The organism is Bradyrhizobium tropiciagri (assembly GCF_018130545.1).
Classification (GTDB): Bacteria; Pseudomonadota; Alphaproteobacteria; order Rhizobiales; family Xanthobacteraceae; genus Bradyrhizobium; species Bradyrhizobium tropiciagri_A.
The window spans coordinates 965,488-986,931 of record NZ_JAFCKF010000002.1 but is presented as its reverse complement, the minus strand read 5'-3'; the positions used below and the strand labels follow the sequence as shown (position 1 = coordinate 986,931).

Here is a 21,444-nt window from a genome sequence, read left to right as displayed (position 1 = left end):
ACGTGAGATATTGTTAGCGCCGGACGATCGAGCCGGCGCGCCCGACCAGCCGGGCCAATTGCCTGAAGCGGCTGCCGACGCGATCGGCGACCAGATCCACCATCCGGTGCTCGAACACCAGCATCAGCTTGCGGCCCTGGGTGCGGAAGTGCGTCAACGGCAGCACGCCGGTGCGCGCCGCCGTGATCAGATGCGCGACGCGGAAGGCGGCGCCGAGCACGCGCGCGCGCTCATCCATTGCCGGCGTCACCAGCGCGCGGATCTGCGGCGGCGGTTCGTTCTCCTCGCTGAGGCCGGCGTAGCGATAGAACACCGACAGCGCGACGAAGGCGCGGCCCTGATGCGTGATCGAGCCGAAATTGCCGTTCATGATCAGGCTGAGGGTTTCCTCGCCGCGATGATCCGGATGCACGCGCCAGCCGATGTCGGACAGCAGACAGGCGACGTGACGCAGCCTGCGGTCTTCCTCGGTCTCGCGCAGCCTGACCACACGCACCAGCCGGTCGGTCCATGCCGTCAGCTCCCGGGCGTGGCGCGCCGAGCGAGACAGCAATTCGTTGAGGTTCTGCGCGGCGCAAACCAGCCCGTCCTTGGCGCGCTCGGCCGGCGGCAGCATCTCGTAGAGCAGGCCCTCGCGCACGCCGAAGGTCGAGAACACGATGGTCTTCGGCTGGGCCACGCGGATGATGTATTCGAGCACGAGCGCGGCATAGGCCAATAGCGGCCGCCGCGCATCGGCGATCGATTCGATATTGGCCAGCATGTCGGTGGCCGCCAGCCGCCGCAGCCGCTGCGCGAAATCGAGCGCGTCGGCGGCCGGGATCGAATAGCCGTGCATCACCTTGAGCGGATAGCCGCTCTGGATGATGTGGATGCGCGCCAGCGCGCGCCAGGTGCCGCCGACTGCGTAGAAGGTGCGGCCGCGGCCGGTCTTGAGCTGGGCGACGCCGAGCAGCTCGTTCTTGACGATGCGTTCGGCGCGCTTGAGCGATTTGTTCGAGAGATCCTGCAGCGCGAGGCTGCCGAGCGGCAGCGTCACGCCGCTGCGCACGCGGTTGCCCTTGACGTCGATCAGTTCGAGCGAGCCGCCGCCGAGATCGCCGACGATGCCGTTCGGATTGTGGATGCCCGAGACGACGCCGAGCGCGGACAGTTTCGCTTCACGCGGTCCGGTGAGAATCTCGATCTTGGCGCCGCAGATCCGCTCGGCCTGCGCGATGAAGTCCGGGCCGTTCTTGGCGTCGCGGCAGGCTGCGGTCGCGATCGCGTAGACGCGGCCGACCTGTTGAATCCTGCACAACGCTCGAAAGCGCCGCAGCGCGGTGAGCGCCTTGTTGACGGCGTCGGTCGCGAGCAGGCCGGTGCTCTGCACCTCGCGTCCGAGCCCGCATAGCGCCTTCTCGTTGAAGATGGTGATAAGGCTGCGCGCCATCGCCTCGTAAACCACGAGACGAACCGAGTTCGAGCCGATATCGATCACAGCGACGCTGGAAGCGCGCTTCCGCGGCCGCTTCACCGGTAGGCCCCCTTAAGACGATGGCTGCTGACGTTCGTTGCGACGCGTGAGACGGCGCGGTGAAGATTCCTTGAGAGACTTACCACGGCCGGACAGACTCGGATTTGTCATGAAGTAGTCATGCAGATTGAAGGGCTCTTCGCCTTTCGCGGCCTTCATACGCGTAGACGACCCATCCGGCAACAATTGCCAGCTTTGCTCGGTGTCTTTCAGGTTCGCGACCATGATCTGTTCGAGAACCTGCTGATGCACCGTGGGATTTTGCAGCGGACAGAGAACCTCGACGCGGCGGTCGAGGTTCCGCGGCATCATGTCGGCGGACGAGATATACACAGCAGCTTTCGTGCTCGGCAGGCCCTGGCCCATGCCGAAGCAATAGATTCGGCCGTGTTCCAGGAACCGGCCGATCACCGATTTGACGCGGATGTTCTCCGACAATCCGGGCAGGCCGGGGCGCAGGCAGCAGATGCCGCGCACCACGAGCTCGACCGCGACACCGGCCTGCGAGGCCTCGTACAGCGCGTCGATGATGTCGGGGTCGACCAGCGCATTCATCTTCATCCAGACCGCGCCGGGACGGCCGTGCTTGACGTGGGCGATCTCGCCATGGATGTGCTCGATGATCCGCTTGCGCAAGGTCAGCGGCGACACCGCCATCTTCTCGATGTCGCTCGGCTCGGCATAGCCGGTGATGTAGTTGAACACCCGCGCGACGTCGCGGCCGATGATCGGATCCGAGGTGAAGTAGGAGAGGTCGGTGTAGATGCGCGCGGTGACCGGATGGTAGTTGCCGGTGCCGGTGTGCACATAGGTGGTGAGATTGCCGCCCTCGCGGCGCACCACCATTGACAGCTTGGCGTGCGTCTTCAGCTCAATGAAGCCGTACACCACCTGCACGCCGGCGCGTTCGAGGTCGCGCGCCCAGCGGATATTGGCTTCCTCGTCGAAGCGCGCCTTGAGCTCGATCAGCGCGGTCACCGACTTGCCGGCCTCGGCGGCCTCCGCCAGCGCGCGCACGATCGGGGAGTTGTTCGAGGTGCGATACAGCGTCTGCTTGATCGCGACCACGTCGGGATCGCGCGCCGCCTGTTGCAGGAACTGGACGACGACGTCGAAGGATTCGTAGGGGTGGTGGACCACGAGGTCCTTCTGCCGGATCGCGGCGAAGATATCGCCGCCATGGTCGCGCACCCGCTCGGGATGACGCGGCACATAGGGCGGGAATTCGAGGTCGGGGCGATTGAGGCGGGTGAGCTGCGACAGCTCGTTCATCGCCAGCACGCCGTCGACCAGGATCACCTCATCGTCCGCGGCCGACAAGGCGTGCTGCACGAAGATGCGCAGCTCTTCCGGCATCGTGGCCTCGATCTCGAGCCGGATCACCGATCCGCGTCGGCGCCGCTTCAGCGCGGTTTCGAACAGGCGAACGAGGTCTTCGGCCTCTTCCTCGATTTCGAGTTCGGAGTCTCTGATGATGCGGAACGCGCCCTGGCCCTTGACGGTGTAGCCGGGGAACAGGCGGCCGATGAACAGGCCGGTGGCCTGCTCGAGCGTGATCAGCCGCGCCGGCGCGCCTTCCTTGTTGGAGGGGATGCGGATGAAGCGGTCGATCTTGCCGGGCATGCGGATCAGCGCGTTCATCGCCTTGCCGTCGGAGATCCGCGACAGTTGCAGCGCAACGGTGAAGCCGAGGTTCGGGATGAACGGGAACGGATGCGCCGGGTCGATGGCGAGCGGGGTCAGCAGCGGGAAGATGTTGTGGAGGAAGTGATCCTCGATCCAGGTGCGCTCGGACTTGGTGACGTCGCGCCCGTCGACCAGCTGGATGCCGACCTTGGCCAAGATGTCGCGCAGGTCGCTCCAGATCGCCTGCTGGTCGGAGGCGAGCTGCGACACCGTCTTGTTGATCATCACCAGCTGCTCGGCCGGCAGCAGCCCGTCCGGGCTGCGCTCGGCGATGCCCTCGCGGACCTGCGCCTTGATGCCGGCGACGCGGACCATGAAGAACTCGTCGAGGTTATTCGCCGAAATCGACAGGAAGCGGACCCGCTCCAGCACGGGATGGCCGGTGTTGACCGATTCCTCGAGCACCCGGCGGTTGAAATGCAGCCAGGAGAGCTCCCGGTTGATGAATCGCTCGGGGCTGGTCGCGATCGCGGGGACGGGCGGGAGTTCCGCCTCTTTCTCTTTGATTTCAGTTGCTTGTGCCGAGTCCATCAAGTGCTGGTCCAATTCGGGGCAGGGGGCCGAGCGGTCTAGCCGAGGGCCGCAGAGACCATGTGATATTGCGATGACGTTTCGATGACATTGATGTTCCGCCGGCCCGCGCCGTCAAGCCGCAGGGCCGCTCAGGCGTCGCGCAACAGCTCTGCCGCCAGCGCCCGTGTGACCGGCCGGCCGAGCCGGAGCGCCTCGGTGTCCAGCAGTTCGACCGCCTGGCGGACGGCGGTATAGGAGCGCTCGATCCGGGTGCAGAGGTAGCTGACCAGCGGCTCGTCCACGCTCATCTGGCGGTCGGCGCAGAACTTGACGATCAGGCCGCGGAACAGCTGGTCGTCGGGCGGCAGCAGCGTCACCGTCGGCACCGCGCGGAGCCGCGACCGCACGTCACGCAATTCGATCTCGAACGCCGACGGCGGGATGCGGGCTGTGATCAGCACGAAAGCATCGTCCTGGCGCGCCAGATTCATCAGGTGAAACATCGCGCGCTCGTCGAAATCCGTCGGCCTCAAATCCTCGACCACCAGCGCGCCGGTCGCAAGCGCGGTCGGCACCGCATCGGCGGTCAGCGCGTGTGCCGCGGTCGAACGCGCGCCGGCGCTCTCGGCCCAGATCGCGGCGAGGTGGCTCTTGCCCGAGCCGTCGGGGCCGACCAGCAGCATGATTCGGTTCGGCCAGTCGGGCCAGCTGTCGATGAGCGCGAGTGCTGCTTCATTGGCGGGGCCCTCGAGGAAATCGTCGCGGGTCAGTTTCTCCTCGTGCGGCAGGGCCAAAGCCAATTGACGAGGTTGAACGCTACCGGCCACGCAAGTCTCCAAACCACTTCATTTTAGCATGATCGCTGCGCAAACGCTTCGCGCCTGTCGCGGGCACCGGCTTCCAGTTTTCTACCGAGCCTCGATCGTGCTCATGTGCCGCACCCACTCCACGAGATAGAGGGACACCGAACCCAATGTAAAGATCGTGACCAGGCCCATCAGGATCCAGTCGTAGGGGTGCGGCTCGAAGCCGAAGCCGAGCGAGGCCAGCACCAACGCCGCGAAGCCGACCTGCGCCGCCGTGTTCAGCTTCGACACCATCAGGGGCTTCATCTCGACCGGCTTGTCGAACAACCATGACACAATCACGGCGGAGACGATCATGATGTCGCGCGACACGACGAGAATTACGATCCAGCGCGGCACCGCGCCCCAGATTCCGAGCGCGACATAGATCGACACCAGGAGCGCCTTGTCGGCGAGCGGGTCGAGCAGGGCGCCGAGCTCGCTCGTCATGTTGAAGCGCTTGGCGAGGAAACCGTCGACCGCGTCCGACACGCCGGCGATCACGAAGATCGCGAATGCGATCTCCATCTGGCTCGACACGATGGCCCAGACGATCACCGGCACCAGGATGATGCGGCCGAGGGTAATGATGTTCGGAATGCTCAACTTCGGTCGCTTCCCGGCTAGAAGCCTGATTTTACTCGATATCCGGCTCTTTTGTGCGGCGGCCGGGTGTTATCTACATAGTATCGCGGCGGCAATGCCGCGAGCCATTGCGCGGGGGCGGAATTCCTCGTAACCAGCCCCTTATCATCTGGAATTGGGCATGACCGAGCGCAAAAACGGGCTCACTTACGCGGATTCGGGTGTCGATATCGACGCCGGCAATCGTCTGGTCGATCTGATCAAGCCGATGGTGCGGGCCACCGCACGGCCGGGCGCGGACGCCGAGATCGGCGGATTCGGCGGGCTGTTCGACCTCAAGGCCGCGGGCTTCAAGGATCCGGTCTTGGTGGCCGCGACCGATGGCGTCGGCACCAAGCTGAAGATCGCGATCGAGACCGGCATCCATAGCGGCATCGGCATCGACCTGGTCGCAATGTCGGTCAACGACCTCGTCGTGCAGGGGGCGGAACCGCTGTTCTTCCTCGATTATTTCGCCTGCGGCAAGCTGCATCCGGAGGCCACCGCGCAGATCGTTGCCGGGATCGCTGAAGGCTGCCGCGAATCCGGCTGCGCGCTGATCGGTGGCGAGACCGCCGAGATGCCCGGCCTCTACAAGGATGGCGATTACGATCTCGGCGGCTTTGCGGTCGGCGCGGCCGAGCGCGGCACCCTGCTGCCGACGGGCGATATCGCGGCCGGCGACGCCGTGATCGGCTTGGCGTCCTCGGGCGTGCACTCCAACGGTTATTCGCTGGTGCGCAAGCTCGTCGAGCTGTCCGGCGTGGCCTATGACGCGCCGGCGCCGTTCGCGCCGGTCATGACGCTCGGCGCGGCGCTGCTGACGCCGACCAGGCTCTATGTGAAGTCCTGCCTGCGCGCGATCCGCGAGACCGGCGCGGTGAAGGGGCTCGCCCACATCACCGGCGGCGGCTTCACCGATAATATCCCGCGCGTGCTGCCGAAGCATCTCGGCGTCGGCATCGACCTGGCGCGGCTGCCGGTGCTGCCGGTGTTCAAATGGCTGGCCGAGCAGGGCGGCATCGCCGAGTTCGAGCTGCTGCGCACCTTCAACTGCGGCATCGGCATGATCGCGATCGTCAGGCGCGATGCGGTCGATGCGGTGACCGAGGCCTTCACCGCCGGCGGCGAGACCGTGACGCTGCTCGGCGAGGTGATCGAGGCCAGCGGTGAGCATCGCGTGGTCTATGACGGTCATCTCGATCTCTCGCGATGAAGCGCCGCACAGCCATCCTGATCTCCGGCCGCGGCTCCAACATGGCCGCGCTGATCGAGGCCGCCAAGGCCGCGGATTTTCCGGCCGAGATCGTGGCCGTGATCTCCAACCGCGCCAATGCGCCCGGGCTTGAGAAGGCGGCCGCGAGCGGCATTCCGACCGTCGTCATCGAAAGCAAGCCGTTCGGCAAGGACCGCGCCGGCTTCGAGGCGGTGCTGCAAAAAACGCTCGACGACAAGCAGGTCGAGCTGATTTGCCTCGGCGGTTTCATGCGGCTGTTCACCGCCGACTTCGTGCGGCACTGGTATGGCCGGATGCTCAACATCCATCCGTCGCTGCTGCCGTGTTTTCCCGGCCTCGATCCACACGGCCAGGCGCTGCGCGCAGGGGTCAAGCTGTCGGGTGCGACGGTGCATTTCGTGATCCCGGAGACCGACGCCGGGCCGATCGTGATGCAGGGCGCGGTCACCGTGGCCGACGACGACACGCCGGAGACGCTCGCCGCGCGCGTGATCGGAATCGAGCATCGCATCTATCCGGAGGCGCTGCGGCTGCTGGCGTCTGGCCGGCTCAAGCTCGAAGGTGACGTCTGCAAGACCCAAGGCAGCGCCGCAACGGACAGCACACTGATTGCGCCGGCGCCTTAGCGCGCGGTGACAGAGGCAATCCCCGAGAGCGATCCCCCGGGTGATGCGGCCGGGGGAGGCATCGGGATGAATTCCGCCAGCAGCGGCGTTCAGTGAACCTTGAGGTTCTCTGCCGACGCCTTGCCGCGGTTCTCTACCAGCTCGTACTCGACGGTCTGGTTCTCGTTGAGTGTGCTGAGGCCTGCGCGTTCGACCGCCGAGATGTGGACGAACACATCCTTGTCGCCGACGGCTGGCTTGATGAACCCGTAGCCTTTGGTCGGGTTGAACCATTTGACGGTACCCTTCGGCATCGTCTCTCTCCCAGTCTAGACATAAAAAAGACGCGGCCACGTTTTCCACGTGCCACGCCACAAACGGGCTTTCCGCTGACTGCTCGGTTTCCGGGTCTTCAGATCCAACGTCTTCAAGTCCGAAGTTTCGCCTCTCGAAGCCTTGGATATCGAAGTTTTGGATATCAACGTCGTGAAACGCACAGTCGAACGGCCACAATCCGATTGTGAAGGGATTGCAACACGAAAATTGCCCCTTAGCAAGCGCGGTGGTTTCGTGTGACGCAACCTCAGCCTGTGCCAGGCCAGCCTCGGCACAACGCGTTCGGCCACTGGCCGACGGCCGGATGTGCCGGAACTTCGCGTTGCAACGTAACGTGCGCTAGCCCCGATCGACCCGCACCACGCGGCCCTTGTCGATCGCGAGCGCGAGCTGGCCGTGCTTAAGCTTCAGCGCCGCCTCGCCGAACAATTCGCGCCGCCAGCCATGCAGGGCGCCGACTTCGGCCTGGTCGCTGGCCGCGATCTGTTCGAGATCGTCGACGGTGGCGATCACCTTGCTGGCGACGCCGTGGCGCTCCGAGGTCATCCGCAGCAGCACCTTCAGTAGCTCGACGGTCGCGGCACCGTTGGAATTGTTTCTCGGCTTTTCCAGCTTGGGCAGCGTCGCCTGATCGCGCGCAAGCCCGCGCTGCACCGCGGCGATGATGTCGGCGCCCCATTTCGAGCGCTCGAAGCCCTTTGGCAGCGAACGGAGGTTGCCGAGCTTGTCCAGCGAGGTCGGCGCATGGGTCGCGATATCGCCGACCGCATCGTCCTTGAGCACGCGCGAGCGCGGCACGTCGCGGCTCTGCGCCTCCTGCTCGCGCCAGGCCGCGACCTCGATCAACACCGCGAGCTCGCGCGGCTTGCGGACGCGGGTCTTGAGCCGCTCCCAGGCGCGCTCGGGATGAAAGTCGTAGGTCTTCGGCGAGGTCAGGATCTCCATTTCCTCGCTGACCCATTCGCTCCGGTCGCGTTTCCGCAAATCGGCATCGAGCGCCGCGAACACCTCACGCAAATGGGTGACGTCGGAAACCGCGTAATGCAGCTGCTCCTCGCTCAACGGACGGCGCGACCAGTCGGTGAAGCGATGGGTCTTGTCGGGGCGGTGACCGGTGACGCGGTCGACCAGCTGGTCGTAGGCGATGCTGTCGCCATAGCCGAGCACCATGGCTGCGACCTGGGTGTCGAAGATCGGATGCGGGATCGTGCCGGAGAGGTGCCAGACGATTTCGATATCCTGCCGCGCAGCGTGGAAGACCTTCAGCACGGCTTCGTTCGACATCAACTCGAACAACGGCTTGAGGTCGATGCCGGGCGCCAGCGCGTCGACCACGACGGCTTCATCCGCGCTTGCCATCTGCACGACGCAGAGCAGGGGATAGTAGGTCGTCTCCCGCAGAAACTCGGTGTCGACGGTGATGACCTTGTGTTTGGCGAGCCGGTCGCAGGCGGCGGCGAGGTCGGAGGTCGTGCTAATCAGATCCATGAACAGTCCATGACGGCTTGCCCCCACGCGTTCTGCCGAAAGGGCAGCTATGTCAAGGGTCTTGCAGGGATTTTGGCCCTGCATGGAGTGAGGGGCAGGGCATTTTTGAATTGATTGGGTGTGATTCGAGGGTGTTTTCCGCCTGATCGTGCCGGGAATTCGTTCGTTGTGCTGGCTTTCGCCGGGACGACGATGAGGATGGTGCTCGCGCGATCGGCGCCGTTAGCGAACCCGGTGTCATCGCCCGGCCTCGACCGGGCGATCCAGTATTCCAGAGGCGCCTGCGCTTAAGCCGAGAAGCCGCGGCGCACTGGATCGCCCGGTCGAGCCGGCGATGACAGTTTAGATGGCGATGCAGCTCAGCTTCTCGAGACATGAATCGTCCGAGACTAGCCATCGCTTGCACCACCGAGCAACTCAGCGATTGGCGATACGCCCGGCCTCGACCGGTGCGGCGATGCGGCCTGGATCGCTCAGCGATTTGCCCGCACCAAAGCGCGATGGCCATCCATGCCGCGAGGCCAGCAGCGTGAGCTTGTCCCGGACAAGGTAATGCGCGGGCGCTTCGAGGAAGCGCCAGACCAGCCACGCCAGCACGACCGTGCCCGTAACCACGAGGGCGGTCGAGAGCGCGTCCGGCACAGGCGTGATCAGCAGCAGGATCACATAGCCGAGCTGCAGATGCAGCAGATAGAGCGGATAGGTGATGCCGCCGACGGCCCTGACGAAGCTTGCCGGTAGCGGCACCGACTTGATGCGGGTGGCGGCGAACACGATGCCGAGCGAGACGATGCAGATCACCGTGACGACGCCCGGATCGAAGCTGCCATGGGTGTGCACGCCGAGCCGCTCCAGCTTGTGTACGGCCTGGAATGTCGCCGTGCCCATCGCCAGCGTCAGCAGGCTGTAAAGCCGCATGTCGCGCCGTCCGCGGTAATGTTCATAGATCAGCAGCCCGACGGCGAAGAAGCCGCTGTCGTCGGCCATGAACAGTTTCTCGAACAGGGGGATGTCGAGCGTCAGCTCGTTGACGAAGGTGATGGCGATCCACGCCACGATGATGGTATCGATCCGTCGCGGGAAGATGCCCCAGGCCAGGAACAGCGCGACCCAGACGTAGAACACGACCTCGATCACCAGCGACCAGTAGGCGTCATCCATGTAGGGCTGGCCGAGCATCGGCGCGGCGATGAACAGGTTCGCCAGCCACTGTCCCCATGTCACCTGAAACCAGGGGTGGCCCAGCAGAAGCGTCACCAGGAAGGTCAGCGTCATGCAGATGATGAAGGTCGGATAGATCCGGCTGAACCGGGCGATCGCGAAGCCGACCGGCGTGCGGCCCTCGGCGGAGTAGGCGATGACGAAGCCGGAGATCGCGAAGAACACGGGGACGCCGAGGAAGCCGTATTGCGCGACCGGGGCGAGGTACGGCAACGCCACCTTCTGAACGCCGTGCGATGCGGTGCCCCAGAAGCCGTAATGGTACAGGATCACGGCCCCGACCGCGGCGAGCCGCAGCAGGTCCAGCACGGGAACACGGGTCGGATCCGCATGTTTGGAAACATTTGGCATATGCCGGTATTTTGGCCACCAGCCGTGAAAGCGTTCTTAATCCGGCGAGCGAAATGGCTAATGGCCGTTCACGATTGCTGGAGCCCGGTGGCGATGCCGGCGGCGGCGCTGAGGATGACCACCACGAGCGGCGGCGCCCGCCAGGCCGTGAGCAGCACGAAGCCGGCCAGCGCGATGCCGAAATCGAGCGGGCGCTGCACGCTGCTGGTCCAGACCGGATTGTAGAGCGCGGCACCGAGGATGCCGACCACGGCGGCGTTGACGCCGCGCATCATCGCCTGCGCCGTGGGCTGCTTGCGGAAGCTGTCCCAGAACGGCAGCGCGGCGAGCAGCACGAGGAGTCCCGGAATGAAGATGCCGATCAGGCCGACGACCGCGCCCGGCATGCCGCCGATCAAGGTGCCGAGATAGGCCGCGAAGGTGAACAGCGGGCCCGGCACGGCCTGCGCGGCGCCGTAGCCGGTCAGGAACGCATCGTCGCTGATCCAGCCCGGCGCCACCACGGCTTCGCGCAGCAGCGGCAGCACGACATGGCCGCCGCCGAACACCAGCGCGCCGGAGCGGTAGAAGGCCTCGAACACGCCGAGGCCGGGCCATGTTCGGGCGAGCAGCGGCAGCCCGACCAGCAGGGCAAGGAACAGGATCAGTGCCACGACGCCAACGCGGCGTGACACCGGCATCGCGATGTGGGTGGCGCCATTGGCCGCTTGCGCCCGGCAGAACCAGAGTCCGGCGATGGCGCCGAGCACGATGGCACCGATCTGCGCGATCGACGAGGCGCTGGTGAGAATGAGCAGCGCCGCCACCGTCGCTATCGACGCGCGCTCGCGGTCGGGGCAGAGCGAGCGGGCCATGCCCCAGACAGCCTGGGCGACGATTGCGACTGCGACCAGCTTGAGGCCATGCACCAAGCCCGCTCCGGCCGGGCCGCTCAATCCACTGGCGCCATAGGCGAACAGCACCAGCGCGATCGCCGACGGCAGCGTGAAGCCGGTCCAGGCCGCCAGCGCGCCGAGATAGCCTGCGCGCATCAGGCCGAGCGAAAAGCCGACCTGGCTGCTCGCCGGGCCCGGCAGGAATTGGCAGAGCGCGACCAGATCGGCATAGGCCTGCTCGTCGAGCCAGCGCCTGCGGGTGACGAACTCGTCGCGGAAGTAGCCGATATGGGCGATCGGGCCGCCGAAGCAGCTGACGCCGAGCTTGAGGAAGATCAGCAGCACCTCGAGCGGCGAATGTGCGGAGCTCGCGGTGCAAGCCGGTGTGTTGGGTTGCCGGACGTCGGTGTCGTTCAAGCGTCAAATCCCCTGACCTGCGTCCCGTGTCAGGACTCGTCAGGGCAACCATATCGCCGTTCGATGACGTCGGAGCGCGATATTATCTGGCCATTGCAAGATAGGCACTGAGGGTGACGACGGACACCACGGTGGAGGCCAGGATGACATTCGACGTCATGTTGGCTTCGCGCCGGTAGAACTCGGCCAGCATGAAGGGGCCGGTGCCGGTCGGCAGCGCGGCGAGCAGCACCGCCGTATGCGTCAGCAGCGGAGAGAGGCCGAACACGGCTGTCGCCATCACCCAGGTGATCGCCGGTTGCAGCACGAGCTTGCAGCCGACCAGAAGCGCCGCCGAGCCGATGTCCTGTTCGTTCGCCTCGCGCTTGGCCGCGAGGAACAGCCCGAGCGCGACCAGCGCGCAGGGCGAGGCCGCACCGCCCAAGAGCTTCAGGAAATTCTCGGCAGGACCTGGAATGGTGAGGCCGGCGAGCGGCAAGATCGCACCGAGCACCGGCGCGACGAGCAGAGGATTGCAAAGCAGCGAGCGGCCGACCTTGACGATGATTTGCCTGCCGCGTCGTTCGGTTTGCAGACCGGTCTCGATCAACACGATGGCGATCGCGAACAGGATGCACACCGTCATGATGGTTGCGACGAGGGTCGGCGCCAGCGCCTCGCGGCCGAGCGCGGCGACGGCGAGCGGGAAGCCGACGAAGCCGGTATTGCCGTAGCCGGCATTGAGCCCGTCGATCGCGGCATCGACCAGATGCCGCCGGCGGCACAGCGCGACGATGATGGTCAGGCAGAACACCATCGCGGCGCCGATGCCGAACGCTGCGATGAAGGAAGGTTGCCAGACATCGCTCCACTTGGCGTGCGCGATGACATCGAATAGCAGCGCCGGAAGCGCCAGATAGACGACGAAGCGGTTCAACTCGCTCGACGCGGCCGGGCCGACCACGCCGATCCGGCGGGCGAGCCAGCCGGCGAAGATGAGCGCGAAGATCGGGAGGACGGCGGCGAGGGTCGCGAGCATGGGAAGAGCCTGAACAGCAGATTTCGCGGTTAGCTCTAAGCCGCGGCTCTGATATCATCCAATACTGAATGAGGCCCCAGTTCATACCTTTTCGGTATCATGATCGACATCAGGCAAATGCGCTATTTCGTGGCCGTGGCGGAGACGCTGCATTTCGGCCGCGCCGCCGAGCGGCTGCATATCAGTCAGCCGCCGCTGAGCCGCCAGATCGCGGCGCTGGAGAGGGAGCTCGGCGTTCACCTGTTCGAGCGGGAGCAGCGCCGGGCGAGCCTGACGCCGGCCGGCCGCCGCTTCCTGGAGGATGCGCGCGCGGTGCTGATGAGTTTCGACCAGGCCTGCCGCAATGCACGGCTCGCCGAACGCGGCGAGATCGGCGAGCTTTCGATCGGCTTCATGATGCACGCCGCCTATACCAGCCTGCCGGCGCTCGCGCGGCGCTTCATGGCCGGCCATCCCGAGGTGCATGTCGAACTGCGCGAGGTGGTGCCGGGCGCGCTGGCGGACGCCGTGCTCAGCGGGCGCTTCGATGCCGCCATCATGTTCAATCCCGGGCCGATCAAGGGGCTCGAGACCCGTATCATCCATCGCGAGCGCATGTGTCTCGCGTTGCATCCGAGCCATCCGCTCGCCAAGCGTACGACCATCAGTGCCAAGCAGCTCAAGGGCCAGCCGCTGATCGCGACGCCGACAGAGGCGGCGCCGATGCTGCGCGAGGCGATCGTGCAGTACTGCCGGTCCGGCGGATTCGAGCCGACCATCAGGCTCGAGGTCGAGCTGCAGCAGACCATCGTCAGTCTGGTCGCGGAAAATCTCGGCATCGCGCTGGTGCCGGAGTCGATGGGCAAGCTCGGCATCGACAATCTGGTGCAGCGCGACCTTCAGGCCGCGCCGGCCATCGAGCACGTGATCGCGTGGCGGCCGGGCAATCTCAACCCGGCGCTGCGGCCCTTCCTTGATGAGGCGCGTGCCGTTCAGCCGATCCAGCCGAGCAGCCGGAACCAGACCAGATAGAGTGGCGCCAGTACGGCAAACGAGATCGCGCCGACGACGAGGCACATCTTCACCGCCGCGCTGGTCGGCACCCGCGCCATGCCGGCGGCGACCACGATCGGCGCGGCCTGATACGGCAGCAGCGGCGTCGCATAGGCGAAGACTTGCGACATCAGCACGGTCGGCAGCGTGAGGCCGGTATGCGCGGCAAGCGAGGAGGCGAGCGGCGTGAACACCGCGGGGACGCCGTTGGCGGTGACGACGAAATTCAACAGGCTGGCGAGCCCGATCATCGAGGCGAAATCCGCCGCCGGCCGCGCCGGATCGAGCGGCAGATGCGGAATGATGAGATCGCCGATCGCTGTGCCGAGCCCGGACCAGGCGACGACGGCGGCAAGCCCGAGAATGCCGCCGAGATAGATGCAGGTGCGGACATTGACGCCGGCGGCAAATTCCTCGCCGTTGAGGAAGCCGATGCGCGGCAGCAGGCAGAGGCATGCCGAGACCAGCCCGACCCAGGCCGGGCGGATGCCGTGCAGGGAGTCGGTCATCCAGAAGGCGAGCGTCGCAAGCAGGATGATCGAGAGCCGCCATTCGGCCGCGCTCATCGGTGTGGTCTCGGCGTGGTCAGCGATCGGCTTCGGCGATGCCGGAAACAGCCACACCAGGCATCCGATCAGCACGATGCCCTTGAGGATGCCGATCACGGGCGCATGCAGCGCGAGATAGGACATGTAGTCGAAGCGGACGCCGTAGGCGCGCTCGGCCGCGCCGGTCATGATCAGGTTCGGCACATTGGCCGGCAGGATCGAGGCCGAGAGCTGATAGGTGCCGAAGCCGACCGCGAGCGCGAGCGCGCAGCGGCCGCGCGATCCCTCGGCGAGGCCGGCGCGATCGGCCAGCGCCAGGATGATCGGCATCAGCAGCGCGATGCGGCCCATGTTCGAGGGCATTACGAAGGCGAGCGCGTAGGTCAGCAGGATGACGCCGCCGACCATCCGGAGCCAGGAGCCAGTAAGATGGCCCGCGAGCAGCCCGGCGATCCGGTCGGCGAGGCCGACCTTGCGGATCGCGGTGCCGATCACGAAGCCGCCGAGCACCAGCCAGAACGCTTCCGACTGAAAGCCGGAGAACAGCACGTCCGGCGGCGCCGCGCGGAACACGGCCACTGCCGCAAAGAACAACAGCGCGGTGAGAAATTCCGGTAGCAGGCTGGTGGCCCACAGCAGGATCGCGATTGCGGCGAACCAGCCGGGATGGATCAGCGACGAGGCGGTCTCGGTCATGGCGGGGAATCAGATCGAACAAGGGCAGAGCGGCGCGACCATAGCATCGCGGAAGGCGGCTGCGCGGCTGGGATCGGACAGGGCTGGTTTGTGGGGAGAGGAGGCGTTACGCGAAACGCCGATGGCAGACGGCTTCGATACGGTTGCCGTCGTGGTCGCGCAGGAAGGCGCCGTAATAGTGTGGATGGTATTCGGGACGAAGCCCCGGCGCGCCGTCGTCCGATCCGCCTGCCGACAGCCCGGCATGCCAGAACGCGTCGACCTGCTCGCGGTGTTGCGCCTTGAAGCACCAATGCCGCCCATAGGCTGCTTCGGGCATCGGCCCGGGGCGTATGATCAAGTAAGTGAGGTCCGGATGATCTGCGTCGCAGCGTTCGCCGTAGCTGATCCAGGTGTCACCGCTGCTCATCTTGGTGACGCCGAGCGCGGCCATCACCGCGTCGTAGAACGGCTCCGCAGCGCGTATGTTCGAGACGGTGATGGAGACGTGGTCCAGCACGAACGATCTCCTGCTTGTCGACGGCAGCCCGATCGAACTGCCTGTCTGTCACGCATGCCGATCCGCGCCGCGTTTGGCAACTATTCGTAACGCATGTTCTTCGACGGCCGGCGCGCCGCAGGCATCGCCAGCACGACGAGACACAGTGCGATCATCGCCAGTCCCATGAATTCAAATGCAAACGCGTCCACGACCCGTTCTCCCCCATTGGAAACAGTTAGACTTGTTGGGGGAGCGTTGACGCGCTGTTAAGCCTTATGGTTACCGCCGAGGGCTGCGGCGCATGGTGCATAGTGAGTTAACGCTCACGGGGAACAGGATGCTCGCGCTAGGCCACCAGCTTCGGTAGTGCGGCGGCGAGTGTATCCACCGCAAGCCGGACTTTTGGCGGCAATCGCGGTGTAGGCAGCCACATCGCATGGCAGTCGTAGGGCAGTTCGCCTTCGTCGCCGAGAACGCGGACCAGCGCGCCGCTGTCGAGGCGCTCGCGCACCAGCCAGGACGGCAGCCACGCCAGCCCCATGCCGCGCGCCGCAGCGTCGGCGATCGCTTCGAGATCGTCGAGCCTCAGCCGTCCGGCCGGCCAGACCTCGCGCGGTGGCTGGCCGTCGCGCGGGAACAGCCACGGGCGCGCGCGCCCCAGGCGGCGATAGACGATCGCCTGGTGCTCGCCGAGTTCATCGAGCGTGCGCGGTCTGCCGTGGGTTTTCAAATACGCGCGCGAGCCGCATACCACCATGCGCTGGCGTGCGATGCGTCGCGCGATCACACCGGACTGTTCGTTGAGTTCGCCGGTCCTGATCGCGAGATCGTAGCCGCCCTCCATCAGATCGGCGACCGGATCGCCGAACGAAAGATCGAGCTCGAGAGCAGGATATTTCTGCGCCAGCTTGAGCAGCAGCGGCGCCACGCAGCGCCGGCCCAATAGCGCCGGCATCGTCACCTTCAGCCGCCCGCGCGGCTCAGACAGTTGATCGGCCGCGAGCGCGTCGGCAGCTTCCGCTTCGGCCAGCACCGTGCGGCACCGCTCGTAATAGGCCTGTCCGAACTCGGTCAGGCTCTGACGCCGAGTGGTGCGGTGGAGCAGGCGGACGCCGAGCCGCTCCTCAAGAAAGCGGACATGCTTGCCGACCATCGGGCCGGACATCTCGAGCGCATCGGCGGCGGCCGCGAAGGAGCCGAGATCGACCGCCCTGAGAAACACGGCCATGCTGGTCAGGCGATCCATCATTCGAAACTCCCAGTTTTGATTGTTCTGTCTGCGGGATGATTTATCCGCTGAGATGGTCTTGGCATAGCTCATTCAAATCAACTGTTTTGGAGTGTTGCCGATGACTCGTGTGGTTCGTTTCCATCAAACCGGCGGTCCCGAGGTGCTGCGCATCGAGGACGTTGCGATCGCGCCGCCCGCGCGCGGTGAGGTCCAGATCCGGATCAAGGCGCTCGGACTGAACCGCGCCGAGGCCCTGATGCGCACGGGGACCTATGTCGAGACGCCGCCGCTGCCGTCCGGCCTCGGCCTTGAGGCCGCCGGCCTTGTCGAAGCGGTCGGCGAGGGCGTCCGCGACTTCGCGCCTGATGATGCCGTCAGCATCGTGCCGCCGGTCTCGATGGCGCGCTGGCCGGCCTATGCCGAGCTCGCGACATTCCCAGCCGAGTTGGTCGTCAAGCATCCACCGGCGCTGGGGTTCGAGACGGCGGCCGCCGTGTGGATGCAATACCTCACGGCGTACGGCGCCTTGATCGACGTTGCGAAGCTCACCCGCGGGGAGTTCGTCGTGATCACGGCGGCATCGAGCAGTGTCGGGCTTGCCGCGATCCAGATCGCCAATCGGATCGGCGCGATCCCGATCGCGGTCACGCGAACCTCCGTCAAGAAGCAAGCGCTACGCGACGCCGGTGCGACGCATGTGATTGCCTCCGCGGAGGAGGATTTGCTGTCAAGGCTGGAGCAGATCGCGGGTCGCGACGGCGTTCGTATCGTATTCGACCCGGTCGGCGGCCCCGTCTTCGTGCCGCTGACATCGGCGATGGCACATGGCGGCATCCTGATCGAGTATGGCGGGCTCAGCTCCGAGCCGACGCCGTTTCCGCTGTTCACCGTGCTGAGCAAGAGCCTGATCCTGCGCGGCTACCGTGTGCATGAGGTCGTCCAGGATCCCATGCGGCTCGCGGCGGCTAAGGCGTTCATTCTCGACGGGCTCGCGGACGGTGCGCTGAAGCCGATCATCGCGCGGACGTTTGCGTTCGACGAGATCGTCGAAGCGCATCGCTATCTGGAATCGAACACGCAGTTCGGCAAGATCGTGGTGACGGTGTGAGAGCGGTGCGTAGGGCGGATTAGCCGAAGGCGTAATCCGCCGCATCGTGCGCGCGAAAGTGGCCGATTACGCTGCGCTACTCCGCCCTACAAAGCTAGGTCCCGCAGAACGTCTGCGTCACAAGCTGCTCGGGGAGCGGCGGCTCGGCGTAAGCCGCGAACTGCGGCTGATCCTCGAACGGCCTTGCCAGCACCGTCAGCAATTCCTCGAACGGCGCGTAGTCGTCGCTGTTGACGGCTGCCTGGATCACCGCCTCGATGCGATGGTTGCGCGGGATGAAGGCCGGGTTGACGGCCTGCATCGCGGCCTTGCGCTCGGCGGATGTTTGAGGCTCCAGGGCGAGGCGGGCGCGCCAGCGCGCGGCCCATTCGTCGAACGCTGCGGGATCGGTGAACTGCGCGCGGACATCGGCAGCGTCATCGGCTGCGGCCGCACCGAGATGGCGGAAGGTCAGCGAGAAGTCGGCGGCATTCTTCGCCATCGCGTCGAGCAGGTCCTGGATCAGCGCCTCGTCACCGTCGCGCGTGGTGAACAGGCCGACCTTGGCGCGCAGCCCGGCCTGATAGGCCGCGGTGAATTTATCCGGGAATTCGCCGAGGATCGTCTGGGCCTGCTCGATCGCCTTCTCCCGCTCGCCGTCGAACAGCGGCAGCAGGCATTCGGCGAGCCGGGTCAGGTTCCACAACGCAATACGCGGCTGGTTGGCGTAGGCGTAGCGTCCCATCTCGTCGATCGAGGAGAACACCTGCGCCGGGTTGTAGGCATCGAGGAAGGCGCACGGACCGTAGTCGATGGTCTCGCCCGAGATCGAGGTGTTGTCGGTGTTCATCACGCCGTGGATGAAGCCGACCAGAAGCCAGCGCGCGACCAGCGCCGCCTGCCGCGCGACGACGCCGGCGAGCAGGGCGTGATAGGGCTGGGCTGTGTCCTTCAGCTCGGGATAGTGCCTGGCGATGACATGGTCGGCCAGCGCCCGCACGCCGTCGGTGTCGCCGCGGGCGGCGAAGAACTGGAAGGTGCCGACGCGGATGTGGCTCGAGGCGACGCGGGTCAGCACTGCGCCGGGCAGCGCGGTCTCGCGCATCACGGGCTCGCCGGTCACGACGGCGGCGAGCGAGCGGGTGGTCGGGACGCCCAGCGCGAACATCGCCTCGCTGACGATGTATTCGCGCAAGACCGGGCCGAGCGCGGCGCGGCCGTCGCCGCGGCGGGAAAACGGGGTCGGGCCCGATCCCTTGAGCTGGATGTCGCGGCGGACGCCGTCCTTGTCGATGATTTCGCCGAGCAGGATGGCACGGCCGTCGCCGAGCTGGGGAACAAAGTGGCCGAACTGGTGGCCGGCATAGGCCATTGCGATCGGGTCGGCGCCGTCGGGCAGCCGCTTGCCGGCGAGGATTTCGGCTCCCTCAGGCGTGGAGAGCAGGTCGGGATCCAACCCGAGCTGGACCGCGAGCGGCCGGTTAAGCTTGATCAGCCGGGGGGCGGCCACCGGGGTCGGCGCAACGCGGGCGAAAAAGTTCGCCGGCAGCGCCGAATAGGTGTTCTGGAACGGGAAATGGATGGTCATATCGGGAAGATAGGCCTGCGGGCCGAATAGGCAAACGATTGGCAGCCTTCGCTCCGAAAATCTGCCGTTTGGCCCGAAAACCGGGCGTTCCATTGGTTGCCGCACCCGGCCTCGTCGGGTAAACCCTCCGCAACTTCGGACAGGGCATTTTGGCCCCGTCGCGATTCGACCCTCCGACATCAGTTTTGGAACGAATATGCATCGCTACCGGTCACACACATGCGGCGCGCTCCGAGAGAGCGATATCGACCAGACGGCCAGGCTGTCAGGCTGGGTCCACCGGGTCCGCGACCATGGCGGCGTGCTGTTCGTCGATCTGCGCGACCATTACGGTATCACCCAGTGCGTGGCCGACCCGGACTCGCCGGCGTTTGCCGAGGTCGAGAAGTTCCGCTCGGAGTGGGTAGTGCGGATCGACGGCAAGGTGCGCCGCCGTCCTGCCGGCACCGACAATCCGGAATTGCCGACTGGCCTGGTCGAGGTCTACATCAAGGAAATCGAGGTGCTGGGCCCGGCGGCCGAGCTGCCGCTGCCGGTGTTCGGCGAACAGGAATATCCCGAAGACATCCGGCTGAAGTACCGCTTCCTCGACCTGCGTCGCGACAAGCTGCACCAGAACATCATGACTCGCGGCGCGATCGTCGATTCCATACGCAGGCGGATGAAGGGGCAGGGCTTCTTCGAATTCCAGACCCCGATCCTCTCGGCGTCGTCGCCGGAAGGTGCGCGCGATTTCCTGGTGCCCTCGCGCATCCATCCCGGCAAGTTCTATGCGCTGCCGCAGGCGCCGCAGCAGTACAAGCAGCTCCTGATGATGTCGGGCTTCGACCGCTACTTCCAGATCGCGCCGTGTTTCCGCGACGAGGACCCGCGCGCCGACCGGCTGCCGGAGTTCTACCAGCTCGACGTCGAGATGAGCTTCGTCACCCAGGACGACGTGTTCGCGGCGATGGAGCCGGTCATCACCGGTGTGTTCGAGGAATTCGCCAACGGCAAGCCGGTGACCAAGAACTGGCCGCGGATTCCGTTCGCTGAGGCGGTGCGCAAATACGGTTCCGACAAGCCGGACCTGCGCAACAAGATCGTGATGCAGGAGGTTTCCGAGCACTTCCGTGGCTCCGGCTTCAAGGTGTTCGCGCGGATGCTGGAAGACCCGAAGAACCAAGTCTGGGGTATCCCAGGTACCGGCGGCGGGTCGCGGGCGTTCTGCGACCGCATGAACTCCTGGGCGCAGGGTGAAGGCCAGCCCGGCCTCGGCTACATCATGTGGCGCGAGGGCGGCGAGGGCGCAGGTCCGCTCGCCAACAACATCGGTCCGGAGCGCACCGCCGCGATCCGCGACCAGCTCGGCCTCAAGGAAGGCGATGCCGCCTTCTTCGTCGCCGGCGATCCGGAGAAGTTCTGGAAGTTCGCAGGCCTCGCGCGCACCAAGCTCGGCGAGGAGCTGAACCTGATCGACAAGGACCGGTTCGAGTTCGCCTGGATCGTCGACTTCCCGATGTATGAGTATGACGAGGAGAACAAGAAGGTCGACTTCTCGCACAACCCGTTCTCGATGCCGCAGGGCGGCCTCGAGGCGCTGCAGTCGCAGGATCCGCTCACGATCAAGGCGTTCCAGTACGACATCGCCTGCAACGGCTACGAGATGGCGTCCGGCGGTATCCGCAACCACAAGCCGGAAGCGATGGTGAAGGCGTTCGAGATCGCCGGCTATGGCGAGCAGGAGGTCATCGACCGGTTCGGCGGCATGTACCGCGCGTTTCAGTACGGCGCGCCGCCGCATGGCGGCATGGCGGCCGGTATCGAGCGCATTACGATGCTGTTGTGCGGCACCAACAATCTGCGCGAGATCTCGCTGTTCCCGATGAATCAGCAGTACGTCGACTTGCTGATGGGCGCCCCGTCGGAAGCCACGCCGAAGCAGCTCAAGGAACTGCATATCCGGCCCAATCCGCCGGCGAAGAGCTAGCGGGGGGCTTCACGTTGCCCCGCCTATGGCGGGGCAATCGCATAGGGCTGCGGCCTCGACCGATGGTCGGGGTAAAGCGT

General features: G+C 65.7%; 18 protein-coding genes. 5 read left to right on the top strand and 13 right to left on the bottom strand.

The genetic code is table 11. From position 1 onward, the window contains the following. Nucleotides 1-13 precede the first annotated feature (13 nt). From ppx to JQ616_RS11300, 4 genes are all read right to left on the bottom strand, one after another. Complete coding sequence (ppx, locus tag JQ616_RS11315) at nucleotides 14-1,516, bottom strand: exopolyphosphatase (RefSeq protein ID WP_212014356.1); 1,503 nt, start codon at nucleotides 1,514-1,516, stop codon at nucleotides 14-16. Between the two features lie 12 nt (nucleotides 1,517-1,528). Beyond that, nucleotides 1,529-3,733 (bottom strand): RNA degradosome polyphosphate kinase, encoded by a 2,205-nt coding sequence (locus JQ616_RS11310; RefSeq protein ID WP_212014354.1) that lies wholly within the window; start codon nucleotides 3,731-3,733, stop codon nucleotides 1,529-1,531. Nucleotides 3,734-3,864: 131 nt separating this feature from the next. Continuing rightward, nucleotides 3,865-4,542 carry a chromosomal replication initiator DnaA gene (locus tag JQ616_RS11305; protein WP_212014351.1) on the bottom strand — a complete coding sequence of 226 codons (678 nt, stop codon included), beginning with the start codon at nucleotides 4,540-4,542 and terminating at the stop codon, nucleotides 3,865-3,867. Nucleotides 4,543-4,623: 81 nt separating this feature from the next. After that, nucleotides 4,624-5,166 (bottom strand): CDP-alcohol phosphatidyltransferase family protein, encoded by a 543-nt coding sequence (locus tag JQ616_RS11300; RefSeq protein ID WP_212014349.1) that lies wholly within the window; start codon nucleotides 5,164-5,166, stop codon nucleotides 4,624-4,626. Between the two features lie 160 nt (nucleotides 5,167-5,326). Between JQ616_RS11300 and purM the strand changes: the two genes are divergently transcribed. After that, the gene (gene purM, locus JQ616_RS11295) at nucleotides 5,327-6,400 is read left to right on the top strand and encodes a phosphoribosylformylglycinamidine cyclo-ligase (RefSeq protein ID WP_212014347.1); all 1,074 of its coding nucleotides are present in this window, start codon (nucleotides 5,327-5,329) and stop codon (nucleotides 6,398-6,400) included. After that, on the top strand, nucleotides 6,397-7,047 hold the full coding sequence (gene purN, locus JQ616_RS11290) for a phosphoribosylglycinamide formyltransferase (protein ID WP_212014345.1): 651 nt from the start codon (nucleotides 6,397-6,399) through the stop codon (nucleotides 7,045-7,047). Before purM ends, purN begins: the two co-directional genes overlap by 4 nt. Before the next feature lie 89 nt (nucleotides 7,048-7,136). On the opposite strand, the gene JQ616_RS11285 is transcribed toward purN, so the two are convergent. The 5 genes from JQ616_RS11285 to JQ616_RS11265 form a co-directional block, all read right to left on the bottom strand. Further along, nucleotides 7,137-7,340: a cold-shock protein gene (locus JQ616_RS11285; RefSeq protein ID WP_021079877.1), complete on the bottom strand. Its 204-nt coding sequence runs from the start codon at nucleotides 7,338-7,340 to the stop codon at nucleotides 7,137-7,139. 361 nt (nucleotides 7,341-7,701) lie between these two features. Beyond that, nucleotides 7,702-8,850 carry a ribonuclease D gene (rnd, locus tag JQ616_RS11280; RefSeq protein WP_212014343.1) on the bottom strand — a complete coding sequence of 383 codons (1,149 nt, stop codon included), beginning with the start codon at nucleotides 8,848-8,850 and terminating at the stop codon, nucleotides 7,702-7,704. Nucleotides 8,851-9,267: 417 nt separating this feature from the next. Further along, the gene (locus JQ616_RS11275; RefSeq protein ID WP_212014341.1) at nucleotides 9,268-10,422 is read right to left on the bottom strand and encodes an acyltransferase family protein; all 1,155 of its coding nucleotides are present in this window, start codon (nucleotides 10,420-10,422) and stop codon (nucleotides 9,268-9,270) included. A gap of 68 nt (nucleotides 10,423-10,490) precedes the next feature. Then, a complete protein-coding gene (gene chrA, locus JQ616_RS11270) occupies nucleotides 10,491-11,714 on the bottom strand; it encodes a chromate efflux transporter (protein ID WP_212014339.1) in 1,224 nt (407 codons plus the stop codon). Between the two features lie 82 nt (nucleotides 11,715-11,796). Continuing rightward, nucleotides 11,797-12,732 carry an AEC family transporter gene (locus JQ616_RS11265; RefSeq protein ID WP_212014337.1) on the bottom strand — a complete coding sequence of 312 codons (936 nt, stop codon included), beginning with the start codon at nucleotides 12,730-12,732 and terminating at the stop codon, nucleotides 11,797-11,799. Nucleotides 12,733-12,849: 117 nt separating this feature from the next. Between JQ616_RS11265 and JQ616_RS11260 the strand changes: the two genes are divergently transcribed. Further along, on the top strand, nucleotides 12,850-13,743 hold the full coding sequence (locus JQ616_RS11260; protein ID WP_249136619.1) for a LysR family transcriptional regulator: 894 nt from the start codon (nucleotides 12,850-12,852) through the stop codon (nucleotides 13,741-13,743). On the opposite strand, the gene JQ616_RS11255 is transcribed toward JQ616_RS11260, so the two are convergent. The 3 genes from JQ616_RS11255 to JQ616_RS11245 all read right to left on the bottom strand — a co-directional run bounded on the left by JQ616_RS11255 (nucleotide 13,704) and on the right by JQ616_RS11245 (nucleotide 16,735). After that, nucleotides 13,704-15,008: an SLC13 family permease gene (locus tag JQ616_RS11255; protein ID WP_212014334.1), complete on the bottom strand. Its 1,305-nt coding sequence runs from the start codon at nucleotides 15,006-15,008 to the stop codon at nucleotides 13,704-13,706. The two genes, JQ616_RS11260 and JQ616_RS11255, sit on opposite strands and share 40 nt — an antisense overlap. 106 nt (nucleotides 15,009-15,114) lie before the next feature. Then, on the bottom strand, nucleotides 15,115-15,507 hold the full coding sequence (locus JQ616_RS11250) for a VOC family protein (RefSeq protein WP_212014333.1): 393 nt from the start codon (nucleotides 15,505-15,507) through the stop codon (nucleotides 15,115-15,117). Nucleotides 15,508-15,835: 328 nt separating this feature from the next. After that, on the bottom strand, nucleotides 15,836-16,735 hold the full coding sequence (locus JQ616_RS11245) for a LysR family transcriptional regulator (RefSeq protein ID WP_212014823.1): 900 nt from the start codon (nucleotides 16,733-16,735) through the stop codon (nucleotides 15,836-15,838). 103 nt (nucleotides 16,736-16,838) lie between these two features. Between JQ616_RS11245 and JQ616_RS11240 the strand changes: the two genes are divergently transcribed. After that, nucleotides 16,839-17,828, top strand: a complete 990-nt coding sequence (locus JQ616_RS11240; RefSeq protein WP_212014332.1) for a zinc-dependent alcohol dehydrogenase family protein — start codon at nucleotides 16,839-16,841, stop codon at nucleotides 17,826-17,828. Between the two features lie 94 nt (nucleotides 17,829-17,922). Here the strand turns inward: JQ616_RS11240 and JQ616_RS11235 are convergent, their stop codons facing one another. Then, complete coding sequence (locus JQ616_RS11235; RefSeq protein ID WP_212014331.1) at nucleotides 17,923-19,395, bottom strand: protein adenylyltransferase SelO; 1,473 nt, start codon at nucleotides 19,393-19,395, stop codon at nucleotides 17,923-17,925. Nucleotides 19,396-19,591: 196 nt separating this feature from the next. Here JQ616_RS11235 and aspS point away from each other — a divergent pair, with 196 nt between their 5' ends. Then, nucleotides 19,592-21,364, top strand: coding sequence for an aspartate--tRNA ligase (gene aspS / locus JQ616_RS11230; protein ID WP_212014330.1), 1,773 nt, complete (start codon nucleotides 19,592-19,594; stop codon nucleotides 21,362-21,364). Nucleotides 21,365-21,444 lie beyond the last annotated feature (80 nt).